Source organism: Streptomyces sp. NBC_01320, from assembly GCF_035974375.1.
Taxonomy (GTDB): Bacteria; Actinomycetota; Actinomycetes; order Streptomycetales; family Streptomycetaceae; genus Streptomyces; species Streptomyces yanii.
On record NZ_CP108390.1, the window covers coordinates 1551829 to 1569161 of the forward strand.

Below are 17333 nucleotides of genomic sequence, written 5' to 3' on the forward strand. Positions count from 1 at the left end.
CACGCTATAGCTTCCGGGGTGTCAAGAGGCTGGAGGAAGAGCGATGGACACACCGGATCCAGGATCCACACCCCGTACGGCTTCCGAGACGGCCGTGGAGCGCAGGGTCGAGTGGTACGACACCGACGCCTCGGGCCATCAGCACCACTCCGCGGTGCTGCGCTGGGTGGAGGCCGCGGAGGCCGAGCTGCTGCGCCGTCACGGCCTGGACCGGCTGTTCGGGCGCACCCCGCGGGTGCGCCACGAGGTCAACTACCGCGCCCGGCTGTGGTTCGGGGAGACCGTGACCACCCGGCTGCGCATGGTCGGACTCGGGCGCACCTCCCTCACCTATGCCTTCGAGGTGCGCGGCCGTGAGGGCGTCGCCGCCGACGGCACGCTGGTCGTCGCCCATGCCGAGCCCGACTCGCCCGCGGCCACACCCTGGCCGCAGGACGTGCGGGACGCGCTGGAGGGCGAACGGGACACGCGGCAGGGCGCACCCGCGACTGCCTCGGGGGCGATCGCATGACGCGCATCGCGATCACCGGCGGGGGCCCTGCCGGTCTGTACTTCGCCGCCCTCGCCCAGCAGCTCGACCCGACCCGCGAGATCACCGTCTGGGAGCGCAACGCCCCGGATGACACCTTCGGCTTCGGCGTCGTCTTCTCCGACGAGACACTCGACGGCATCGCGGGCGCCGACCCGGCCGTCTTCGCCGGGGTGGAGGCCGAATTCGCGCGCTGGAGCGACATCGACATCCACTACCGGGGCAGCGTGCAGACCTCCGGGGGGCACGGCTTCGCCGCCATCGCCCGCAAGCGGCTGCTGCAGATCCTGCAACGGCGCTGCACCGAACTCGGCGTCGACCTGCGCTTTCGTACCCAGGCCCCGCCCGCCGACGAGCTGTCGCGCGCATACGACCTGGTGATCGCCGCCGACGGGGTCAACTCCGCGATCCGTGCCAAGCACGCCGACGTGTTCCAGCCCTCGCTGGACGTGCGCGGTTGCCGCTACATGTGGCTCGCCACCGACCGGGCGCTGGAGGCGTTCACCTTCATCGTCGCCGAGACCGAGCACGGCCCGCTCCAGGTGCACGCCTACCCATTCGGCACCGACCGGTCCACCTTCATCGTCGAGATGCCGGAGGACACCTGGCGCAAGGCCGGCTTCGACCGGTCGGCAGCACGTCGGTACGGCCCCGGCGAGAGCGACCACGCGAGCGTCGCGGGCTGCGCCGAACTGCTGGCAGACCACCTCGACGGTTACCGGCTGCTGACCAACAACTCCAAGTGGCTGCAGTTCACGACGGTGCGCAATCGCACCTGGCGGCACGGCAACATCGTGCTGCTCGGCGACTCCGCGCACACCGCGCACTTCTCCATCGGCTCCGGCACCAAGCTGGCCATGGAGGACGCGCTCGCGCTCGCCGCGAGCCTGGAGGACGAGCCCGGCGACCTGGCGGCGGCCCTCGACCGGTACGAGCGCGGGCGCAGGCCCGTCGTCGAGTCCACGCAGCGCGCGGCACAGGCCAGCCTGGAGTGGTTCGAGACGATCCGGCACGCGGTCGGCCAGGAGCCGGAGCAGTTCACGTTCATTCTACTCACCCGCAGCCGCCGGGTCTCCCACGACAATCTGCGGGCCCGCGATCCGCAGTACGCCGCAGGGGTGGAGCGCTGGTTCGGCGGGGAGCGGGCGGCGCCCCCGCTGTTCCAGCCGTATCGGCTGGGCTCGCTGGAGCTGCCTAATCGCGTCGTGGCCGCGCCCGTCGCCACCTACACGGCGACCGGTGAGGGCGTGGTCGGCGACGCCGAGCTGGTGCACCTGGGCGGCGCGGCCTTCGGCGGGGCAGGCCTGGTGTTCGCCGGAATGACGGCGATCAGCCCCGCGGGCCGAGTGACCCCGCGCTGCCCGGGGCTGTGGGACGACGCACAGATACCCGGCTGGCGGCGGATCACCGACCTGGTGCACGCGCACAGCGGCGCCGCCGTCGGTGTCCAGCTCAGCCACAGCGGGCGCAAGGGCGCGACGAGCGTCCCCACGCGCGGCTCACTGGGTGCTTCCCTGTCCGAGGGCGGCTGGCGCACCGTCGCGCCCTCGGCGCTGGCCTGGGGCGACCACCCCGCGCCGCACGCGCTGGAAGAGGACGAACTCGACTTGATCGCAGAGGAGTTCGCGGACGCGGCCCGGCGCGCCGACGCTTCGGGCTTCGACGTGCTGGAACTCCAGGCGGGCCACGGCTTCCTGCTCTCCTCCTTCCTGTCCCCGCTCACCAACCGCCGCACGGATGCCTACGGAGGCGACCTGACGGGAAGGCTCCGCTTCCCGCTGGGGGTCCTGAACCGGGTGCGCTCCGCATGGCCGGCCCACAAGCCGTTGATCGTGCGGATCTCCGCCGTCGACTGGGCCGAGGGCGGCACGACGATCGAAGACTCGGTCACCATCGCGGCCGCCCTGCATGCCCGGGGCGCGGACGCGATCGACGTCTCCAGCGGCGAGGTCGTGCCCTGGGAGCGTCCCGCGTACGGGCGTACGTACCAGACGCCGTTCGCGGCCCGCCTCCGCGCCCAGGCCGGGGTGCCGGTGATCGCGGTCGGCGGCTACTCCACGTACGACGACGCCAACTCCACTATTCTCGCGGGCCGTTCGGACCTGGTGGCGCTCGGCCGCGCCCAGCTCCACGACCCGGCGTGGACGCTGCACGCGGCCGCCGCACTCGGCCACCGGGGCCCGGCCGCCTACTGGCCCCGGGTCCTGCGCGCGGGCAGCACCCCGCTCCCGGACGGCAGCAGGCAACGTCCGGCGCTGACCCTGCGCCCGGCCGCCATGCCCGACATCCACCACCGCTGGCGCCCGGCTCGTCAGGAAAGGATCGCCTGAGCATGCGACACCTGGAGGACTTCCCCCGCTTCACCGCGGCGGCCGTCCAGACGGCCCCCATCTACCTCGATGCCGCCGCGACCGTCGACAAGGCCGTCGCCCTCATCCACGAGGCCGCCGGCCACGGCGCCCGGCTCATCGCCTTCCCCGAGGTCTTCGTCCCCGGCTACCGTTCCTGGGCAGTGAGCAGGAGCGAGTCCTGGCTCACCGGTACGCCCCGAACGGTCTTGGGCGCACTGGTCCTCCGCTTTCGCGTCCCGGTCGGCGACGCATATCCCGTATGCGGTCCGTCCCGGGCGGGCGGAATTCCTACGACCTGGCCATATGGGTGTGGCCAGAGGCGACGGGGAGGCCCCGAACCATCTCGCTGGTGACACGGGGGCCCCGACTGCTGACGTCACACCCGGCGTCCCAGATCGCACCGAATACGTTACGCACACCCCGCCGGGCGTACCCGCAGCTCGTCACACCGTTCACCCAATCGTGTCCATGTTCGCCAAAACGATGTGCTTGCTCAGCAGTTGTGAGCCCCCACTGAAACTGGACCATGAACCCGGTTCAGGGCTCCGACGGGAGTTCGGTGCGGGTGCACCACACGCCCCTCGGCCCACTCGGCGTGCTGGCCTGCGGCGAGAACACCAACACCCTCGCCCGCTTCTCGCTCCTCGCCCAGGGCGAACTCATCCATGTCTCCAACTACATCTCGCTGCCGGTCGCACCCGCCGACTACGACATGTCCGAGGCCATCGCCATCCGCACCGCGGCCCACTCCTTCGAGGGCAAGCTCTTCTCGATCGTGGCCTGCTCGACGATCACCGAGGAGACGGTCGAGGTCGCGGCCGGCGACGACCCGGAGATCGCCAAGGCAATGCGACGCCCCCGCAGCGCCCTGTCCGGCGTCTTCGGCCCCGACGGCCGTCCGGTCACCGAACCGCTCGTGGACGAGGAAGGCATCGTGTACGCCGAGATCGACCTGGCCCGCTGCATCCAACCCAAGCAGATGCACGACATCGTCGGCCACTACAACCGCTTCGACGTCTTCCGGCTGCACCACGACACCACGCCCCAGCAGCCTCTCGTACGCACCGAGGAACCGTCCGGCGACGCTCCTCTCACCGGCCCCTGGACGTCCCGGACATCGGCGCCGGGCGACGGTGCGGCCCAGTCCTGATCGCTCCATGGGCGGACGGCTCACCACGGGTGCGCCGCCCGCCCATGCCGCTCTCGTGACGGAAGTCCCAGCAGTGTGACGGTGTCCTAGGATGACGTCATGGCGACAACGAGCGGACATGAGTCCGATGGGGACTGGGGACCGGCGGGGCAGATTCCACCCCGGCAGTTGATCGTAACGATCTACGGACTGTACTCACGCGCCACGGACGGCTGGATGTCGGTGGCCTCCCTGGTCCACCTGCTGGCCGACCTCGGTGTCGACGAGTCCGCCGTGCGCTCCTCCGTGTCACGTCTCAAGCGCGCGGGGATGCTCGAGTCCGAAGCGATGGCCGGAGCCGCCGGATACCGGCTCTCCGACCAGGCGCGGCGCATGCTGCGTGACGGCGATCAGCGCATCTTCTCGGCCCGGCGGGCCACCTTGGACGAGGGCTGGGTGCTGGTGGTGTTCTCGGTGCCGGAGTCCGAGCGGGCCAAGCGGCACACCCTGCGCACCCAGCTCACCCGCCTCGGCTTCGGCGCCGCCTCCCCCGGCGTGTGGATCGCACCCGGCCATGTCCACGACGAGGCGGAGGACGTGCTCGCTCGGCTGGAACTGCGGTCCTACGCGGACCTCTTCCGGGCCGACTACCTCGCCGTGACCCCGGACCTGCCCGCGAAGGTGCGCCGCTGGTGGGACACCGAGCGGCTGCAGGACCTCTACCTCCAGTTCCTCGCCGTCCACCGCCCGGTGGCCGAACTCCTGGCCCAGGGCGGCCCGGCGACGGACGCCGAGGCCTTCACGGCCCACATCAGGGTGCTCACCGACTGGCGCCGGCTGGTCTACCTCGATCCCGGCGTGGCCCGGGAACTGCTGCCCGCCAAGTGGAGCGGCACCGAAGCGTCGGAAGTATTCGACGAGTTGCACGCCCGGCTGGCCGGACCGGCCCGCCGCCATGTGGAACGGGTGCGGTCCCGCTGACCGCCCCGTCCCGGACAGTCGGCGGGACCGCGAAGGTCACACGGTGACAGGTTCTTCCTCGACGACTGCCGGTGCGGTGCGCCGCCGGATCACCACGGCGTAGACGGCCAAGAGCACCAGCGTGAAGCCCAGGCCGATGACCGCAGCCTGACGCATCGCCGGGACGACAGCCGCCGTTGCCATGACCGCCAGCACCCCGGCGATGCCGGCCCAGGCGGTGCGACGGCCGCCGGGCACCCGGCCTCCGCGCCCGTCCGCCGACGCGCGCCCGCGTCCGCGCGTGAAGGCGAGATACGAGGCGAGGATCAGCAGCCAGACGAGGAGGATCGCGAAGATCGCGATCGACACGAGCACGTTCAGGACGTTGCTGACGCCGTAGGCGGCCAGCCCGGCGGCCACGGCGATCCCGCAGGCCGATCCGATGAGGGCGAAGACCGGGACACCCCGCCGGTTGAGCCGGCCCAGCGCGGCTGGGGCAAGCCGGTCGTGCCCCAGGGAGTGCAGCAGGCGACTGGCGCCGTAGAGATTGGCATTGGCGGCTGAGATCGCCGCGATCAGGACCACCGCGTTGGTGAGCGAGGCGGCCGCGGGTATCCCCATGTCGGCGAACACCCGGACGAAGGGACTGGCCTGGACACTGCCGTCGCCCCCGGCGGACTCGCGCCACGGCAGCAGCGTGACCACCAGGGAGATCGCCACCACGTAGAAGAGTCCGAGCCGCCAGACCAGCGAGCGCATGGCCGTCCGGATGGACCGGCCGGGGTCCGAGGTCTCCGCCGCCGAGATGAACGTGGTCTCGAATCCCGCGAAGGCGAACATGACCACGGCCATGGCGACCCACACAGCGCTGCCGCCCGCGGGGAAGAAGCCCCCGTCCCGCGTCAGGTTCCCGAGACCCACGGCCGGGGTGTGCGGCATGCCGAAGAAGACCAGCAGGGCACCCGACGCGATGAACACGATGAGTGCGGTGACCTTGATCGTGGAGAACCAGAACTCCGCGACACCGAACGACCTCACGCTGATGAGGTTCACACCCAGGACGACGGCCGCGACGGCGAGCACCGCCGCGAGCAGCGGCACGCCCGGCCACCAGAAGCGTATGTAGACGGCGGCGGCCACGACTTCACCACCGACCGCGACGACGGCCCCCTCCCAGTACAGCCAGCGGGTCAGGAAGCCCGCCCACGGCCCGAGATAGCGTTGGGCGATGGAACCGAAGGCGCCCCGGACGGGGTGGGCGATCGTCATCTCCCCGAGGACCAGGCCGATGATCCCGACGAGGGCCGCTCCGGCGGCGTACGAGAGGATCACGGCCGGGCCCGCCGTGGCGATGGCGGAGCCGGATCCCAGGAACAGGCCGGTGCCCAGGGCCGAGCCGAGTCCGATCATCGTGATGTGCCGGTGGGTCAGCGACCGTGACAGTTCGCGCTCGCCCTCGGCGGACACATCGGCCGGGGCGGTCATTCGGCGTCTCCGATGCCCGTGGCTCCGGCCAGTTCCGCCAGGACGGCCATGCCCCGATGCACCTCGGCGAAGGACGTGCTCAGTGGCGCCAGCCCGATCCGGATACCGTCGGGCGCCCGGAAGTCGGGCACCACCCCCTGCTTCCACAACTGCCCGGTCAGTTCACGGAAGTCGGGCCGGCTCAGGGTGATGTGGCCGCCCCGCAGGTCCGCATCCCGGGGCGAGGACACCGTGACGCCCTGGCCGACGAGCCAGGCGTCAGCGAGCTCCAGGGCATACTCGGTCAGTCGCACGGACTTGGCGCGGATGGCCTCGATGCCGGCCTCCTCCAGCATCTCCAGACCGGTCAGCAGCGGCAGCATGGCGAGGATGGGCGGGGTGCCGCTGAGCACCGATCGGATCCCCTCCGCCGGTTCGAACCCCGGACCCATCTCGAACGCGTCCTTGCGCCCCATCCAGCCCCACACGGGCTGCTGCGTGCTTCCGTGGTGCCGGCGGCTGACATACCCGAACGCGGGTGCGCCCGGACCGCCGCCCAGGTACTTGTATGTGCAGCCGACGGCGAAATCGACGCCCCACGCGTCCAGCTGGAGCGGGACGGAGCCCACGGAGTGGCTGAGGTCCCACAGGGCCAGGGCGCCCGCGGCGTGTGCGGTCCGGGTGATCGCGGCGGCGTCGGCCAGATACCCGGACCGGTAGGCCACATGGCTGAAGACCACGAGGGCGGTGTCCGCTCCGACCGCCTCCGAGGCCTGCTCCTCGGTGATTCCGCCCTTCGGATCCGTCTTGATCCACCGCAGGACGAGGCCGAGCTCCGCGGCTATGCCTTCGAGGACATAGCGGTCGGTCGGGAAGTTGTCGGTGTCCAGGACGATCTCGCGGCGGCCAGGGCGGGCCATCAGCGCTGCCCGCGCCAACTTGTAGAGCATGACGGTCGTCGAATCCGCGACGACCGTCTGGCCGGGCGCGACACCCAGCGCTGCGGCGGCCAGACGGTCGCCGACGGTCTGCGGCCAGTCGAGCCAGCCATCCGTCCAGCCACGGATCAGGCGCCCGGCCCACTGCTCGATGATGAAGCGCTGCATCCGCTCGGCGGTGGCGCGGGCGGGGCGGCCGAGCGAGTTTCCGTCCAGGTAGGCGACCAGGTCGGAGCCCTCGGGAGCGATGAAGCGGTCACGAAAGGACCGCAGCGGGTCCGCCTCGTCCAAGGCGCGAGCCTTTCGCGCCAGGGCACTCGGTGAGGACACAGCGGTGTCGGGAACAGCCATCGGGGGGGGCCTTTCGGGAGGGGGCGGCGCATGGCGTGCCGGACGCGGTAGCCGACAGAGGACGACACCATCACGCCAGAGAATGCGTCGATTATTCGACGGTCGTCACGAAAACGCAAGAGTCCGAGTGAGAGCCGGGCCGCGTGACCCGCACAGTCCCCAGTGATCACCCCCTGTCCCGGAGGAGGCCACCGGACCATTGCCGTCGACGAGCTCGACACCCGCATCCTGCGGCTGCTGCTGGAGCAGCCCGGCACCGGCGTGCGCGAGTACGCGCGGATCCTCGGTGTCGCTCGTGGCACGCTCCAGGCCCGGCTCGACCGGATGGAACGGGATGGCGTGATCACCGGAACGGGCCCTCCCTCTCCCCGCCGCACTGAGTCACCCGGTGCTCGCCTTCGTCCACATCGAGGTGACGCAGGGACATCTCGACGAGGTCAGCGAAGCGCTCGCGGCCGTGCCGGAGATCATCGAGGCCTTCTCGATCACCGGCGGCGGGGATCTGCTGACCCGCGTAGCCGCACGGGACAACGCCCATCTGGAAGATGTGATCCAGCAGGTGATCCGGCTCCCGGGCGTGGTCGGCACCCGCACCGAGGTGGCCCTGCGCGAACGGGTCCCGCATCGGCCGCTGCCCCTCGTCGAGGAGATCGGCCGCACGGCCCGCACCCGAGCGGGCCGCCAGACCCCCGCGGCACAGCCGGACCCGCACGCGAATCACCACCCACCGCCCGTCCACCGACACATCCGCCACCGTCCGCAGGTGGTAGCCCTGCACACGCCCGGACGGCGCCCCACAGCCCGGGCACGGCACTGAATTCTCCGGATCGGCTGATCTGGAGGTTATGCGGGCGACCGCAGCTCACCTTGGCCGCGACGAGCTCCGGGATGAACCGGAAATCGGCGCTGATCGAGTGCGCCTGGCGGCGGCGCTGGACCTGAAGCTCGGGTCCGTCCCGGTCTTGCTGGCTCGCCTGCATGCTGCGGTTTCCGCTACCGCGCCTGATTTCGTGCTCACCGTCAAGACCGGCGAGGAGTACGAGTCTCTGTTCGGGCCATGGCTACCGAGCCGCAATCCCGCCTGGCGGTGAAAGGCGAGGCTGGGCGTGTGGGTTCGGTGATCAAGGTGGCGGATGCAGCCACCCTCGGGCGGCGGTCAGCTCCCGAAGCCCGCGGATGCAGTCGTCACAAGATCAGCGACAAAGCCCGTAATTCGTAATTCCCCAGGTCCTCGCGGCGGATGGGGCTAGGTTTGCCCTTATGGGTGTGCGGGGGTGGAGCTATCGCTACGTGGGGCCTGACGACCTGAGGACCCTCATCCGAACGGGCGGCGAGGGCCAGAGCATGCGCTCGCCGGCGGACTTCGACGAGTGGGCATCGAGCCGGCCCGCGGAGGAGTTCGCAGAGCCCTTCACCTTCGTTGTCGATGCCGCCGGGGTCCTGCGGCTCGCCTCCCGCCGTAGTGAGCACGTGGTATGTGCCGGCGGAGATGAAGTCCTGAGCGCTGGCGAGATCAGCTTCCGCGCAGAGCCCGGTCGGTGGGCTGTCGATGAGATCAGCAATCAGTCGACCGGCTACTGCCCGGACATCAGCTCGTGGCCGGCCGTTGCTGAGGCGCTGGATCGCGTCGGCGTCGCCCGGCCGTCCGGCTTCACGCACGAGGTGATCTTCCGGCGGTGCCCATCCTGCCAACAGATCAACATCGTGCGTGAGGCCGACTTCGTCTGTGTCTTCTGCAACGGGATCCTGCCGCAGGAGTGGAACGTGGACGGACCTGGGCGCTAGGAACCCTCCCCCGAGCCCACACTCGTCAGCAGCACTACCCTCGATCGCCGTCCCCATGGGGAATCGCGAACGCAGGGGTGGGAAATTACGTGACGCTCAACCCACTCCAAGTGGGGAATTCCGTGACCGTCGACACGGCCCATGCCGCCGCGTCGGCGCCCTTCGAAGTCACGACGGTGTCGGCGGTCGTCAACGCCACATACTCCCGGGGCCGCTCGGCGGGTCGCAACGCGTGCATCGCCGCGAGTTGACGGGCCAACAGAGGGACGCGCGTCTCCAATCCCTCATCGTCGAGGACCATCTGGCCCGCCAGATGTGTCATGAGGAGTGATGGATACTCGCAATGCGCGGCGGTCGGATCAACCGCGACCAGTCCAGGAGCCGGTGCCTGGTCGACCGTCCACAACCCCTTCCGGCAGTGGCGTGACGCCGGCGTCTTCGAGGCCCTGCTGGAGGGGCTGATCGCGGAGGCCGCGAAGCGGGGCGAGGTGGACCTGTCCCTGGTCAGCGTCGACTCCACCACCGCGCGGGCTCACCACGACGCCGCCGGGATGCATCTGGACCGGGACGTCGTCGCCGCGCTGGAGAAGGCCGCCGCCGAGGAGGAGAAGACCAGGTCAAAGGGGGCGGCCTCGAAGAACAAACCGGGCAGGACGCCGAAAACGATCCCGAGCGGGAAGACGTCCGCCCCTGATCGTCCCGGATGCGGCCAGGGGCGACCCCGGCGTCAGCCGTTGGGGTAGGCCTGAGCGATCAGCTTCTGCCGCAGCACCCCCCACTGGGCGAACATGTCGTGGACCAGGTAGAGATCCCGCCGCCGCGTCCAGGCCTGACCGGACTCGGCGTCGTACGTGTGCGGCATGTCGAAGCCGCGCGGAGCGTACGCCTTCATGCCCCGGTCCCGCGTGGTCTGTACGCAGCGCTTGATGTGATCGCGGAAGCCGACCACACCTGCGGTGCCGATGCCGCCGGGCAGCTGCTTGCGGGCTGCCAGGACCTGGGCGGCGACTCCGTCGGTGCTCAGATAAGTGATCGTGCCGTCCGCCGCGATCACCGGCTCGATCGACGTCACATGTGTCATGTGGTACTTGGCCTCCAGGAACCGCGCGATCTCCCACTGCGCGTACACCGGGATGTTGCGCACCGCCCGGATCCTCGCCACGGTGTCGGCCAGCTCCTCATTGACCGGGCCCGGCTCGTAGAGCACCTTCGTCGGGTCGCCGCCCCCGGCCGGCGCCCGGTTCCCGAAGCCGTACGCCACGATGAAGTCGATGTCCGCCAAGGGAGTCGTCTCAGGGTGCCAGTCGAAGCCGACGTCGTAGAGGTGCGGGACGACGGCGCGGGCCGTGTCCTTGTCGTCGAGCTCCTTGGACAGGGATGCGAGCATGCTGTGCAGCAGCGCGGTGTCATCGCCGGAGGCGGCGGTGCGCTCCTGGGCCTGGCTGGGGGTGGCGCCGACCAGCGCGGGTGCGGCGATGGCGGCTGTCAGAGCGGCGGCGAAGTTACGTCGTTGCATGGGTGGTTCGGCCTTTCTCAAATTGCGTGTGTCAGAGCCTGAAACAGCGGGCGTCAGCCGACCAGCAGGTCCTGCTTCAGCTCGCGCAGGTCGCCCGCGTCGATACCCAGTCCCTGTTTCAGGTAGGAGTTGAAGGAGCCGTACTTCTCCTGGACCTCGTCGAAGCCGGAGTTGAGATATTCGGGGCGGACGTCGAGGAGCGGCTTGTAGATCTTGGCCTGCTCCGAGGTCAGGTGGTCGAGAGCGGCCTGATTGGCCGCGGCGCGATAGTCGTTGCTGGCCAGGTAGTCCGCCATCACCGTTCCGCGCGGCACGCCGAGCGCCGTCAGCAGGGCGGCGCTCGACCAGCCGGTGCGGTCCTTGCCCGCCGTGCAGTGGAAGACCACGGCGCGCGCGTCGTCGTTCGCGATCCCGGCGAAGACCTGGCCGTACGCAGCCCGCGCGCTGTCGCCGCTCACCATGAACTTCTCGCTGTCCACCATCATCCGCACCGCCGCATCCTCGGAAGTCGGCATGGTGGTGAAGGTGGCCGAGCCGGCGAGCACATCGGCAACGACGTAGGTGGCTCCGGCGGGCACGCGGTCAGGCGCGGAGGCGCGCTCGGACTTCATGCGGAGGTCGTAGTCGGTACCGATGCCCAGGCGGTGCAGCTTCGCGAGGTCGGCGTCGGTGAGTTTGTCCAGAGCGTCGGACCGGTAGATCTCGCCCATCTTGACCCACTGGCCGTCGCGGGTGCGGTAGCCGCCCGCGTCCCGGAAGTTGACGGTCCCCTCCAGCTTGATCAGCCGGTCGGCGAGGCGTAGCGGCGCACCGCGGTCCGGCACCAGGTTGAACCACTGCCGGTCGGCCGCGGGCAGCCCGCGCACCGTGGCCTCGCCCTCTGCCCCGCCGCGGGCGACCACGCGGCCGTTCGCGTGGATGGCGACCTCGTGCGCACCGGGTGCCTTCCAGACGATCCTGTACGAGCCGTCGTCGTCGGCCGTGACCGTGGCGTCCGTGAACGGGATGTGCTGCGCGGCGGATGTCGAGGCGGGGGCGGAGTCCGCGGAGGCCGCGGGAGCGGTGGCGGCCAGGGAGGTGAATGCGAGCGCTGAGGTGAGCACTGCGGCGACGGTAAATGGGACCTTCATGTGCCGGATGGTTCGTGCTTGAAAGAAACCCCTGGTTAATGCGGCCAGGCGGTGCTGTGATGGCCAAATGGCAACTCGAAGGCGCGGGTGAGCCTGGACGCCACCGCAGGGTGGCCCACCTCGCCAAGGGCTGATGCCCCTCGAAGACGAGATCGCGTAGCTCGACGCGCTCATCGAGGCCCCGTTTTCACGAAACCCACAGGTGACCGTGATCCGCCGTCCGCCCGGCATGGGCGCCATGCCCGGTGCCACCTTCATCGCTGCCACGGGCGGCGACATGGGGAGCCTTCGGCAGCGTCGACCGGCTTGCCGCCTTGGCGGGACTGTCCCCGGGAATGCGGCGGGGCTCAGCGTGGAGTCGGCGTTTGGGCGGCCGCCATCTCGTCGTGCAGCAGGTGGTGCTGGTCGGGCGTGCTCCCAGGACCCGCGCCCCGGAGGGGCCGGGAAGTCGCCGTGCCAGTCCCACCTGCCCGGGTCAACAGGCCGTGGGTCGTAGTCGGCCCGGCCGACCGCCCCGCACCGCCCGACCTCGCAGATCAGGCACTGGCAACTCGTCAGCCGACAGGCTTCTGGAGAGGGGTCGGTTTGGCGGTGAGCAGTGCGGTGATCTCCTGGGCGAGGTGCGGGCCGAGTTCGCCCCAGCCGTCCTTGTAGCCGTAGACGCTCGCCAGGGTGCGGGCGTCGTAGTCGCCGTTCATGATCTCGATGTCGGTGGTGGTGATGAGTGCCGGGTGGGCGACGCCGACGGCCGCCGAGACCTTCAGCAGCTCCTTACGCAGGGTGCGCAGGTAGACAGCGGCCCGGGTGGCCTTCGAGGGCGCGTCGACGCCGCGCACCAGCCACGGGTCCTGGGTGGCGATGCCGGTGGGGCACTTGTCGGTGTGGCATTTCTGCGCCTGGATGCAGCCGATGGACAGCATTGCCTCGCGGGCGACGTTGATCATGTCGACACCCAGGGCGAAGGCGACGGCGGCGTTCTCGGGCAGGCCGAGCTTGCCGGAGCCGATGAAAGTGAGGTCGTCGGTCAGACCCCGCTCGGCGAACGTGCTGTAGACGCGGGAGAAGCCCATCCGGAACGGCAGCGACACCGAGTCGGTGAAGATCAGGGGAGCCGCCCCGGTGCCGCCCTCGCCGCCGTCGATCGTCACGAAGTCGACCCCGCGATCACCACGCGCCATCAGCGTGGCCAGCTCCTGCCAGAAGCTCATCTCCCCCACAGCGCTCTTGATCCCGACCGGCAGACCGGTCTCGGTAGCGAGCAGCTCCACGAAGTCGAGCATCGAGTCGACGTCGTGGAACGCGGTGTGCCGAGAGGGGGAGGCGCAGTCCTTGCCGGCCGGAATGCCGCGGATCTTGGCAATCTCGGGGGTGACCTTCGCGCCCGGCAGCAGCCCACCGAGCCCCGGCTTGGCGCCCTGGGACAGCTTGATCTCTATCGCCTTGACCGGGGCGCCTGCGACCACGTCCTTGAGCTTGTCGAGGTTGAAGGTGCCGTCCTCGTTGCGGCAACCGAAGTACGACGTCCCGATCTGGAGGACGAGGTCACCGCCGTTGCGGTGGTACGGCGAGAGGCCGCCCTCACCCGTGTTCTGCATCGCGCCGGCCAGCGCCGCGCCCTTGTTGAGCGCCGTGATGGCCGCGCCGGACAGCGATCCGAAGCTCATCGCCGAGATGTTCACGACGCTCGCCGGCCGGAACGCCTTGGCGCGCCCGCGCGGGCCGCCCAGCATCTTGGCCGAAGGCAGCGGGCCCTGCGGGTCGTGCAGATCGGGCAGCGTGCCGGCGAACGTCCGCTGCTTCACGTACGCGTGCCCTTGCACGTGCTCAACGTCTACGTCGGTTCCGAACCCGAAGTAGTTGTTCTCCTCCTTCGCCGACGCATAGATCCAGGTGCGCTGGTCACGGCTGAACGGGCGCTCTTCCTCGTTGGACGTCACGACGTACTGCCGCAGCTCCGGCCCGATCGCCTCCAACAGGTACCGGGCGTGCCCGATCACCGGGAAGTTCCGGAGCAGTGCGTGCTTCTTCTGGACGAGGTCGCGGGCAGCCACCAGCGCCAATGCTGTTGCGGCGGCCGCGCCGATGCTCCGAGCGCGCATGAACGTTCCTCTCCTCGGCTGCTCGATACCCGACTCCATCGCTGTGCGGCGGACGTCGTGGGCGTTGGGCGTCGGACACGGCCAGGTAGGCATCGGCGTCCGACGACGAAACGCCACATGATGTTAGAGGTCTCGTGGATGGGCGGACGGGGCAGGGTGCGTGAGTCCGGCTCCGGCCTTGGCGCTCGTGCGGGGCCGGGACGCTTCTCCAGGCAGTTCAATGCTCGGAGAAGCGGAGTTGCAAACGGCCGGGGTGGGCGAAGAGGGGGTCTGATCAGCGACAACCGCCAGACGGCGGCTGGAGGCTATGTGGCTGGGAGCGGGGCTCATCGTGGGGCTTGCTGCGGGCCGGCTGTGGCAGCGTTGTCCGCCGTGGTCGGTGGGGTCGCCGGGGTGGGGGCCGTGGTCATCGCGTCCTCGGTTTCTCCGGCCAGGCAGGGCCGGATCGGTGACAGGTCCGGCCCGCAAGCGCGAGGCGTACGGGCCGGAGCCACCGTGAGGAAGCACCGCTTGTCCGCGGTCTACTCGTCACGCCCGGGTGGTGTCCCATTTGCCCTGGACTGGCTATCGACTGGGCGGGTTTGTCCGTGGCCGATGCCACATCGCCCGGTGCCGGGTCAGCGGGCGGGGCGAGTGCTGGACGGCGAGGACCCGCAAAGGCCGCCACTACCTATCGGTCCCTGGCGGCGCGGTCGCGGCCGTCCACATGGGATAGCGAGGCGGTCCGCGTCGAGGCCCGGTGGACCCCACCGGGGCCGTCTGTCCCGTCTGCACCCGGTGGACGGAGCGGGTCCGCTCTGCTCCTGAGGACTTCCGCGTGAGCCTCCAGGGCGCTGGTCGCAGCCCGGAGGGATGGTGAGTCACTCGCTGTTGGCAGGACGCGGATGTTCCATGCGGGAGAGCCAGGTGGTGAGCAGCATTTCAAGTGTCTTGGCTTCAGCTGGTGTCAGCAGATCCAGCAGGTGGCGTTCGTTGTGCATGTGGTCGGTGAACGCCCGGTCGATGAGTTCGCGTCCAGGTCTGGTGAGGGCGACGATCCGGCCGCGTTGGTCGTCGTCTGAACGGCGGCGGGTGACGAGTCCGGCTCGCTCCAAGCGGTCGATTCTCTTCGTCATTGCGCCGGTGGTGACCATGGTGTGCGCTGCGAGCTCGCCGGGTGCCCGCTCGTAGGGCTCACCGGCGCGGCGCAGTGCGCACAGGACGTCGAACTCTCCCTCGCTGAGACCGTAGCGGCCGTAGACGAGGCAGAGCTCCTCGGTGAGCAGGTCGGCCAGACGGTGCAGTCGGCCGATCACGCCCTGCGGGCTGACGTCGACGTCGGGCCGTTCGAGGCGCCAGTCGGCCTGGATGCGGGCCACTCGGTCCAGCGGTTGACGGTGCTCCATGGACTCCATAGTAGCTTCCCAGGAAGCTATATTGTCTTCCATGGAAGCCAATATGCGTTGGGCGGCACTGACCGCAGTCGCACCGGTGGCCTGGGGGACCAACTACTTCGTCACACACGAGTTCCTGCCGGCCGACCACCCGCTGTACGGGGCCGCCCTGCGGGCGCTGCCCGCCGGCCTAGTCCTGCTGGCCCTGTGCAGGCAGCGGCCGCACGGCGCGTGGTGGGGGCGGTCCGCGGTGCTCGGGCTGCTCAACATGAGCGTGTTCTTCGTCCTCGTCTACGCCGCCTCCCAACTGCTTCCGACGAGCGTCGCCTCAACCGTCATGGCGATGTCCCCACTGACGATGATGCTCATCGCCTGGCCCCTGGTGTCCGAACGGCCCCGGACCGCCCATCTGGCCGGCGCCTCGATCGGATTCGGCGGGGTCTGTCTCATGCTGCTCACGGGGGTGGAAGGGGTGAGCGTGCCGGGAGTCCTCGCCTCGGCCGCCGCCATGCTGGTGTCGTCCTTCGGCCACATCCTGGCCAAACGGTGGAGCGACGGTACCGATGTGCTTGCCTCGACCGCCTGGCAACTCACCGCCGGGGGTGTGTTCCTGTTCCCCGTCGCCGCGGCCGTGGAGGGCCCTCCGCCCGCGCTCTCCCCATCAACGCTCCTCGCGTTCGGCTACGTCGCCCTGGTCGCCACCGCGCTGGCCTTCGCCGCCTGGTTCACCGGGCTGCGGCACCTGCCTGCGGGGACAGTCGGACTGATCGGACTGCTCAACCCCGTTACAGGCGTGCTGCTCGGCACAGCGGTCGCCGGAGAGGTGGTGACCGTTCAGCAACTGTGCGGACTGGTCATGGTCGCGGCCGGAGTCGTCCTGGGTCAGCCCAAGCGTGCGGGCCGACGCAACAGCAGTCAGACACCTCCCCATCCGGTATCCGGCGAGTGTCCCGCGGGAGCGCCCTCGATGCGCAAGCCCCCGTGAGAATCAGGCGTGGGGAGGCCAGCGCGCCCCACCACGGATCCGTAGAGGACATGTGAAGTTCCGCCATCACATCACACGCCACCAGCTTGACGGACAGTCATCAGCTCACGGAATTTGCACCAGATCCAAGTCGGGATCAGGCACAAATTTCGTGACGACGCCTGTCAGGAGGGCGAGGGCTCAGAGTCGTCCCAATTCCATCCGGTTTCGGGGAACTGCTCGAGCAGGGCAGAGAACGAAGTTGCCTGTTGGATGGCGGACGACCAGTCCTGAGCGGAGACGTCGAGCAGGACCAGAGACGGGGGGTCCTGCCGAAAGTCGTAGGTGAGCATTTCTCGGCTTCCGTCCCCGCCGATGACGACGCTCCCGGGGAAGCGTTCCTGGAAGTCGCCAGCCTCATTGACTTCGATGAGCTCCGCTGGGGCATTGATCATCAGGAAGTCGTCCGCAGGAGGAACGAACCGGGCCATGCTCCCTTCCTTGGCCAGGAAGTGTCGGTAGTCCTCGGGAAATCGGACTCCGAAGCGGCACTCGGCCTGCGCGATCTGGTCGCCGTTCGAACTCATGAGGCCGTTCTATCAAGGCCGGGTCAGGCCTGGTGGCGGCGGCTGCCCTGAGCTGCGGTGAGCAGGACTCGCTTCCGAAGGAGGGGAAGTTTCGCTCGTCCGCCGGCACCTCGTCGGGGACAGGTCCCGCCTGGCGGTACGTGACGCTGGGTCCCGG

15 protein-coding genes and 4 pseudogenes are annotated in these 17333 nt (G+C 69.7%); 10 read left to right on the forward strand and 9 right to left on the reverse strand.

What is annotated here, in order from left to right; genetic code table 11:
• Window positions 1-43 precede the first annotated feature (43 nt).
• From OG395_RS07470 to OG395_RS07490, 5 genes are all read left to right on the forward strand, one after another.
• The gene (locus OG395_RS07470) at window positions 44-511 is read left to right on the forward strand and encodes an acyl-CoA thioesterase (protein WP_327242177.1); all 468 of its coding nucleotides are present in this window, start codon (window positions 44-46) and stop codon (window positions 509-511) included.
• Window positions 508-2859 (forward strand): oxidoreductase, encoded by a 2352-nt coding sequence (locus OG395_RS07475; RefSeq protein ID WP_327242178.1) that lies wholly within the window; start codon window positions 508-510, stop codon window positions 2857-2859. The genes OG395_RS07470 and OG395_RS07475 overlap by 4 nt, the downstream gene beginning before the upstream one ends.
• 2 nt (window positions 2860-2861) lie before the next feature.
• A complete protein-coding gene (locus OG395_RS07480; RefSeq protein ID WP_327242179.1) occupies window positions 2862-3233 on the forward strand; it encodes a nitrilase-related carbon-nitrogen hydrolase in 372 nt (123 codons plus the stop codon).
• A 173-nt stretch (window positions 3234-3406) separates the two neighbouring features.
• On the forward strand, window positions 3407-4030 hold the full coding sequence (locus OG395_RS07485) for a nitrilase-related carbon-nitrogen hydrolase (protein ID WP_327242180.1): 624 nt from the start codon (window positions 3407-3409) through the stop codon (window positions 4028-4030).
• Between the two features lie 99 nt (window positions 4031-4129).
• On the forward strand, window positions 4130-4990 hold the full coding sequence (locus tag OG395_RS07490; protein WP_327242181.1) for a PaaX family transcriptional regulator: 861 nt from the start codon (window positions 4130-4132) through the stop codon (window positions 4988-4990).
• Window positions 4991-5026: 36 nt separating this feature from the next.
• Here OG395_RS07490 and OG395_RS07495 read toward each other — a convergent pair whose 3' ends face one another.
• Both OG395_RS07495 and kynU read right to left on the reverse strand, forming a co-directional pair.
• On the reverse strand, window positions 5027-6454 hold the full coding sequence (locus OG395_RS07495; protein ID WP_327242182.1) for an amino acid permease: 1428 nt from the start codon (window positions 6452-6454) through the stop codon (window positions 5027-5029).
• On the reverse strand, window positions 6451-7662 hold the full coding sequence (gene kynU / locus OG395_RS07500) for a kynureninase (RefSeq protein ID WP_327242183.1): 1212 nt from the start codon (window positions 7660-7662) through the stop codon (window positions 6451-6453). The genes OG395_RS07495 and kynU overlap by 4 nt, the downstream gene beginning before the upstream one ends.
• Before the next feature lie 258 nt (window positions 7663-7920).
• Here kynU and OG395_RS07505 point away from each other — a divergent pair.
• Window positions 7921-8389, forward strand: a pseudogene (locus OG395_RS07505) (Lrp/AsnC family transcriptional regulator); the annotation flags it as partial.
• A 33-nt stretch (window positions 8390-8422) separates the two neighbouring features.
• On the opposite strand, the pseudogene OG395_RS58165 reads toward OG395_RS07505, so the two are convergent.
• Window positions 8423-8530: pseudogene (locus OG395_RS58165) on the reverse strand (transposase family protein); the annotation flags it as partial.
• Between the two features lie 37 nt (window positions 8531-8567).
• On the opposite strand from OG395_RS58165, the gene OG395_RS07510 reads away from it, so the two are divergent.
• Together OG395_RS07510 and OG395_RS07515 are read left to right on the forward strand one after the other, a co-directional pair.
• The gene (locus OG395_RS07510) at window positions 8568-8813 is read left to right on the forward strand and encodes a hypothetical protein (RefSeq protein ID WP_327242184.1); all 246 of its coding nucleotides are present in this window, start codon (window positions 8568-8570) and stop codon (window positions 8811-8813) included.
• 169 nt (window positions 8814-8982) lie between these two features.
• Window positions 8983-9507: a hypothetical protein gene (locus OG395_RS07515; RefSeq protein WP_327242185.1), complete on the forward strand. Its 525-nt coding sequence runs from the start codon at window positions 8983-8985 to the stop codon at window positions 9505-9507.
• 130 nt (window positions 9508-9637) lie between these two features.
• On the opposite strand, the pseudogene OG395_RS07520 reads toward OG395_RS07515, so the two are convergent.
• Window positions 9638-9892 (reverse strand): annotated as a pseudogene (locus tag OG395_RS07520) (aminoglycoside phosphotransferase family protein); the annotation flags it as partial.
• Between OG395_RS07520 and OG395_RS07525 the strand changes: the two are divergent.
• A pseudogene (locus tag OG395_RS07525) lies at window positions 9891-10159 on the forward strand (hypothetical protein); the annotation flags it as partial. The pseudogenes OG395_RS07520 and OG395_RS07525 overlap by 2 nt on opposite strands.
• Window positions 10160-10234: 75 nt before the next feature.
• Here the strand turns inward: OG395_RS07525 and OG395_RS07530 are convergent.
• The 4 genes from OG395_RS07530 to OG395_RS07545 form a co-directional block, all read right to left on the reverse strand.
• Window positions 10235-11023 carry a hypothetical protein gene (locus OG395_RS07530; RefSeq protein ID WP_327242186.1) on the reverse strand — a complete coding sequence of 263 codons (789 nt, stop codon included), beginning with the start codon at window positions 11021-11023 and terminating at the stop codon, window positions 10235-10237.
• 53 nt (window positions 11024-11076) lie between these two features.
• On the reverse strand, window positions 11077-12153 hold the full coding sequence (locus tag OG395_RS07535; protein ID WP_327242187.1) for a tyrosine-protein phosphatase: 1077 nt from the start codon (window positions 12151-12153) through the stop codon (window positions 11077-11079).
• A gap of 554 nt (window positions 12154-12707) precedes the next feature.
• A complete protein-coding gene (locus OG395_RS07540) occupies window positions 12708-14252 on the reverse strand; it encodes an FMN-binding glutamate synthase family protein (RefSeq protein WP_327242188.1) in 1545 nt (514 codons plus the stop codon).
• An 860-nt stretch (window positions 14253-15112) separates the two neighbouring features.
• Window positions 15113-15637, reverse strand: a complete 525-nt coding sequence (locus OG395_RS07545; RefSeq protein WP_327242189.1) for a MarR family winged helix-turn-helix transcriptional regulator — start codon at window positions 15635-15637, stop codon at window positions 15113-15115.
• A gap of 40 nt (window positions 15638-15677) precedes the next feature.
• Here OG395_RS07545 and OG395_RS07550 point away from each other — a divergent pair, with 40 nt between their 5' ends.
• Window positions 15678-16610: a DMT family transporter gene (locus OG395_RS07550; protein ID WP_327242190.1), complete on the forward strand. Its 933-nt coding sequence runs from the start codon at window positions 15678-15680 to the stop codon at window positions 16608-16610.
• Between the two features lie 164 nt (window positions 16611-16774).
• Here OG395_RS07550 and OG395_RS07555 read toward each other — a convergent pair whose 3' ends face one another.
• Entirely contained in the window at window positions 16775-17176 is a 402-nt protein-coding gene (locus OG395_RS07555) for an SMI1/KNR4 family protein (RefSeq protein WP_327242191.1), read from the reverse strand.
• Between the last annotated feature and the right edge of the window lie 157 nt (window positions 17177-17333).

Excerpts from the sequence above, each read along its gene's own strand:
- OG395_RS07470 (WP_327242177.1), top strand. The coding sequence starts at position 44 with ATGGACACACCGGATCCAGGATCCACACCCCGTACGGCTTCCGAGACG.
- OG395_RS07475 (WP_327242178.1), top strand. The coding sequence starts at position 508 with ATGACGCGCATCGCGATCACCGGCGGGGGCCCTGCCGGTCTGTACTTC.
- OG395_RS07485 (WP_327242180.1), top strand. The coding sequence starts at position 3,407 with ATGAACCCGGTTCAGGGCTCCGACGGGAGTTCGGTGCGGGTGCACCAC.
- OG395_RS07545 (WP_327242189.1), bottom strand. The coding sequence starts at position 15,637 with ATGGAGCACCGTCAACCGCTGGACCGAGTGGCCCGCATCCAGGCCGAC.
- OG395_RS07555 (WP_327242191.1), bottom strand. The coding sequence starts at position 17,176 with ATGAGTTCGAACGGCGACCAGATCGCGCAGGCCGAGTGCCGCTTCGGA.
- OG395_RS07480 (WP_327242179.1), top strand. The coding sequence starts at position 2,862 with ATGCGACACCTGGAGGACTTCCCCCGCTTCACCGCGGCGGCCGTCCAG.
- OG395_RS07530 (WP_327242186.1), bottom strand. The coding sequence starts at position 11,023 with ATGCAACGACGTAACTTCGCCGCCGCTCTGACAGCCGCCATCGCCGCA.
- OG395_RS07540 (WP_327242188.1), bottom strand. The coding sequence starts at position 14,252 with ATGCGCGCTCGGAGCATCGGCGCGGCCGCCGCAACAGCATTGGCGCTG.
- OG395_RS07495 (WP_327242182.1), bottom strand. The coding sequence starts at position 6,454 with ATGACCGCCCCGGCCGATGTGTCCGCCGAGGGCGAGCGCGAACTGTCA.
- OG395_RS07510 (WP_327242184.1), top strand. The coding sequence starts at position 8,568 with ATGCGGGCGACCGCAGCTCACCTTGGCCGCGACGAGCTCCGGGATGAA.
- OG395_RS07490 (WP_327242181.1), top strand. The coding sequence starts at position 4,130 with ATGGCGACAACGAGCGGACATGAGTCCGATGGGGACTGGGGACCGGCG.
- OG395_RS07515 (WP_327242185.1), top strand. The coding sequence starts at position 8,983 with ATGGGTGTGCGGGGGTGGAGCTATCGCTACGTGGGGCCTGACGACCTG.
- OG395_RS07535 (WP_327242187.1), bottom strand. The coding sequence starts at position 12,153 with ATGAAGGTCCCATTTACCGTCGCCGCAGTGCTCACCTCAGCGCTCGCA.
- OG395_RS07550 (WP_327242190.1), top strand. The coding sequence starts at position 15,678 with ATGGAAGCCAATATGCGTTGGGCGGCACTGACCGCAGTCGCACCGGTG.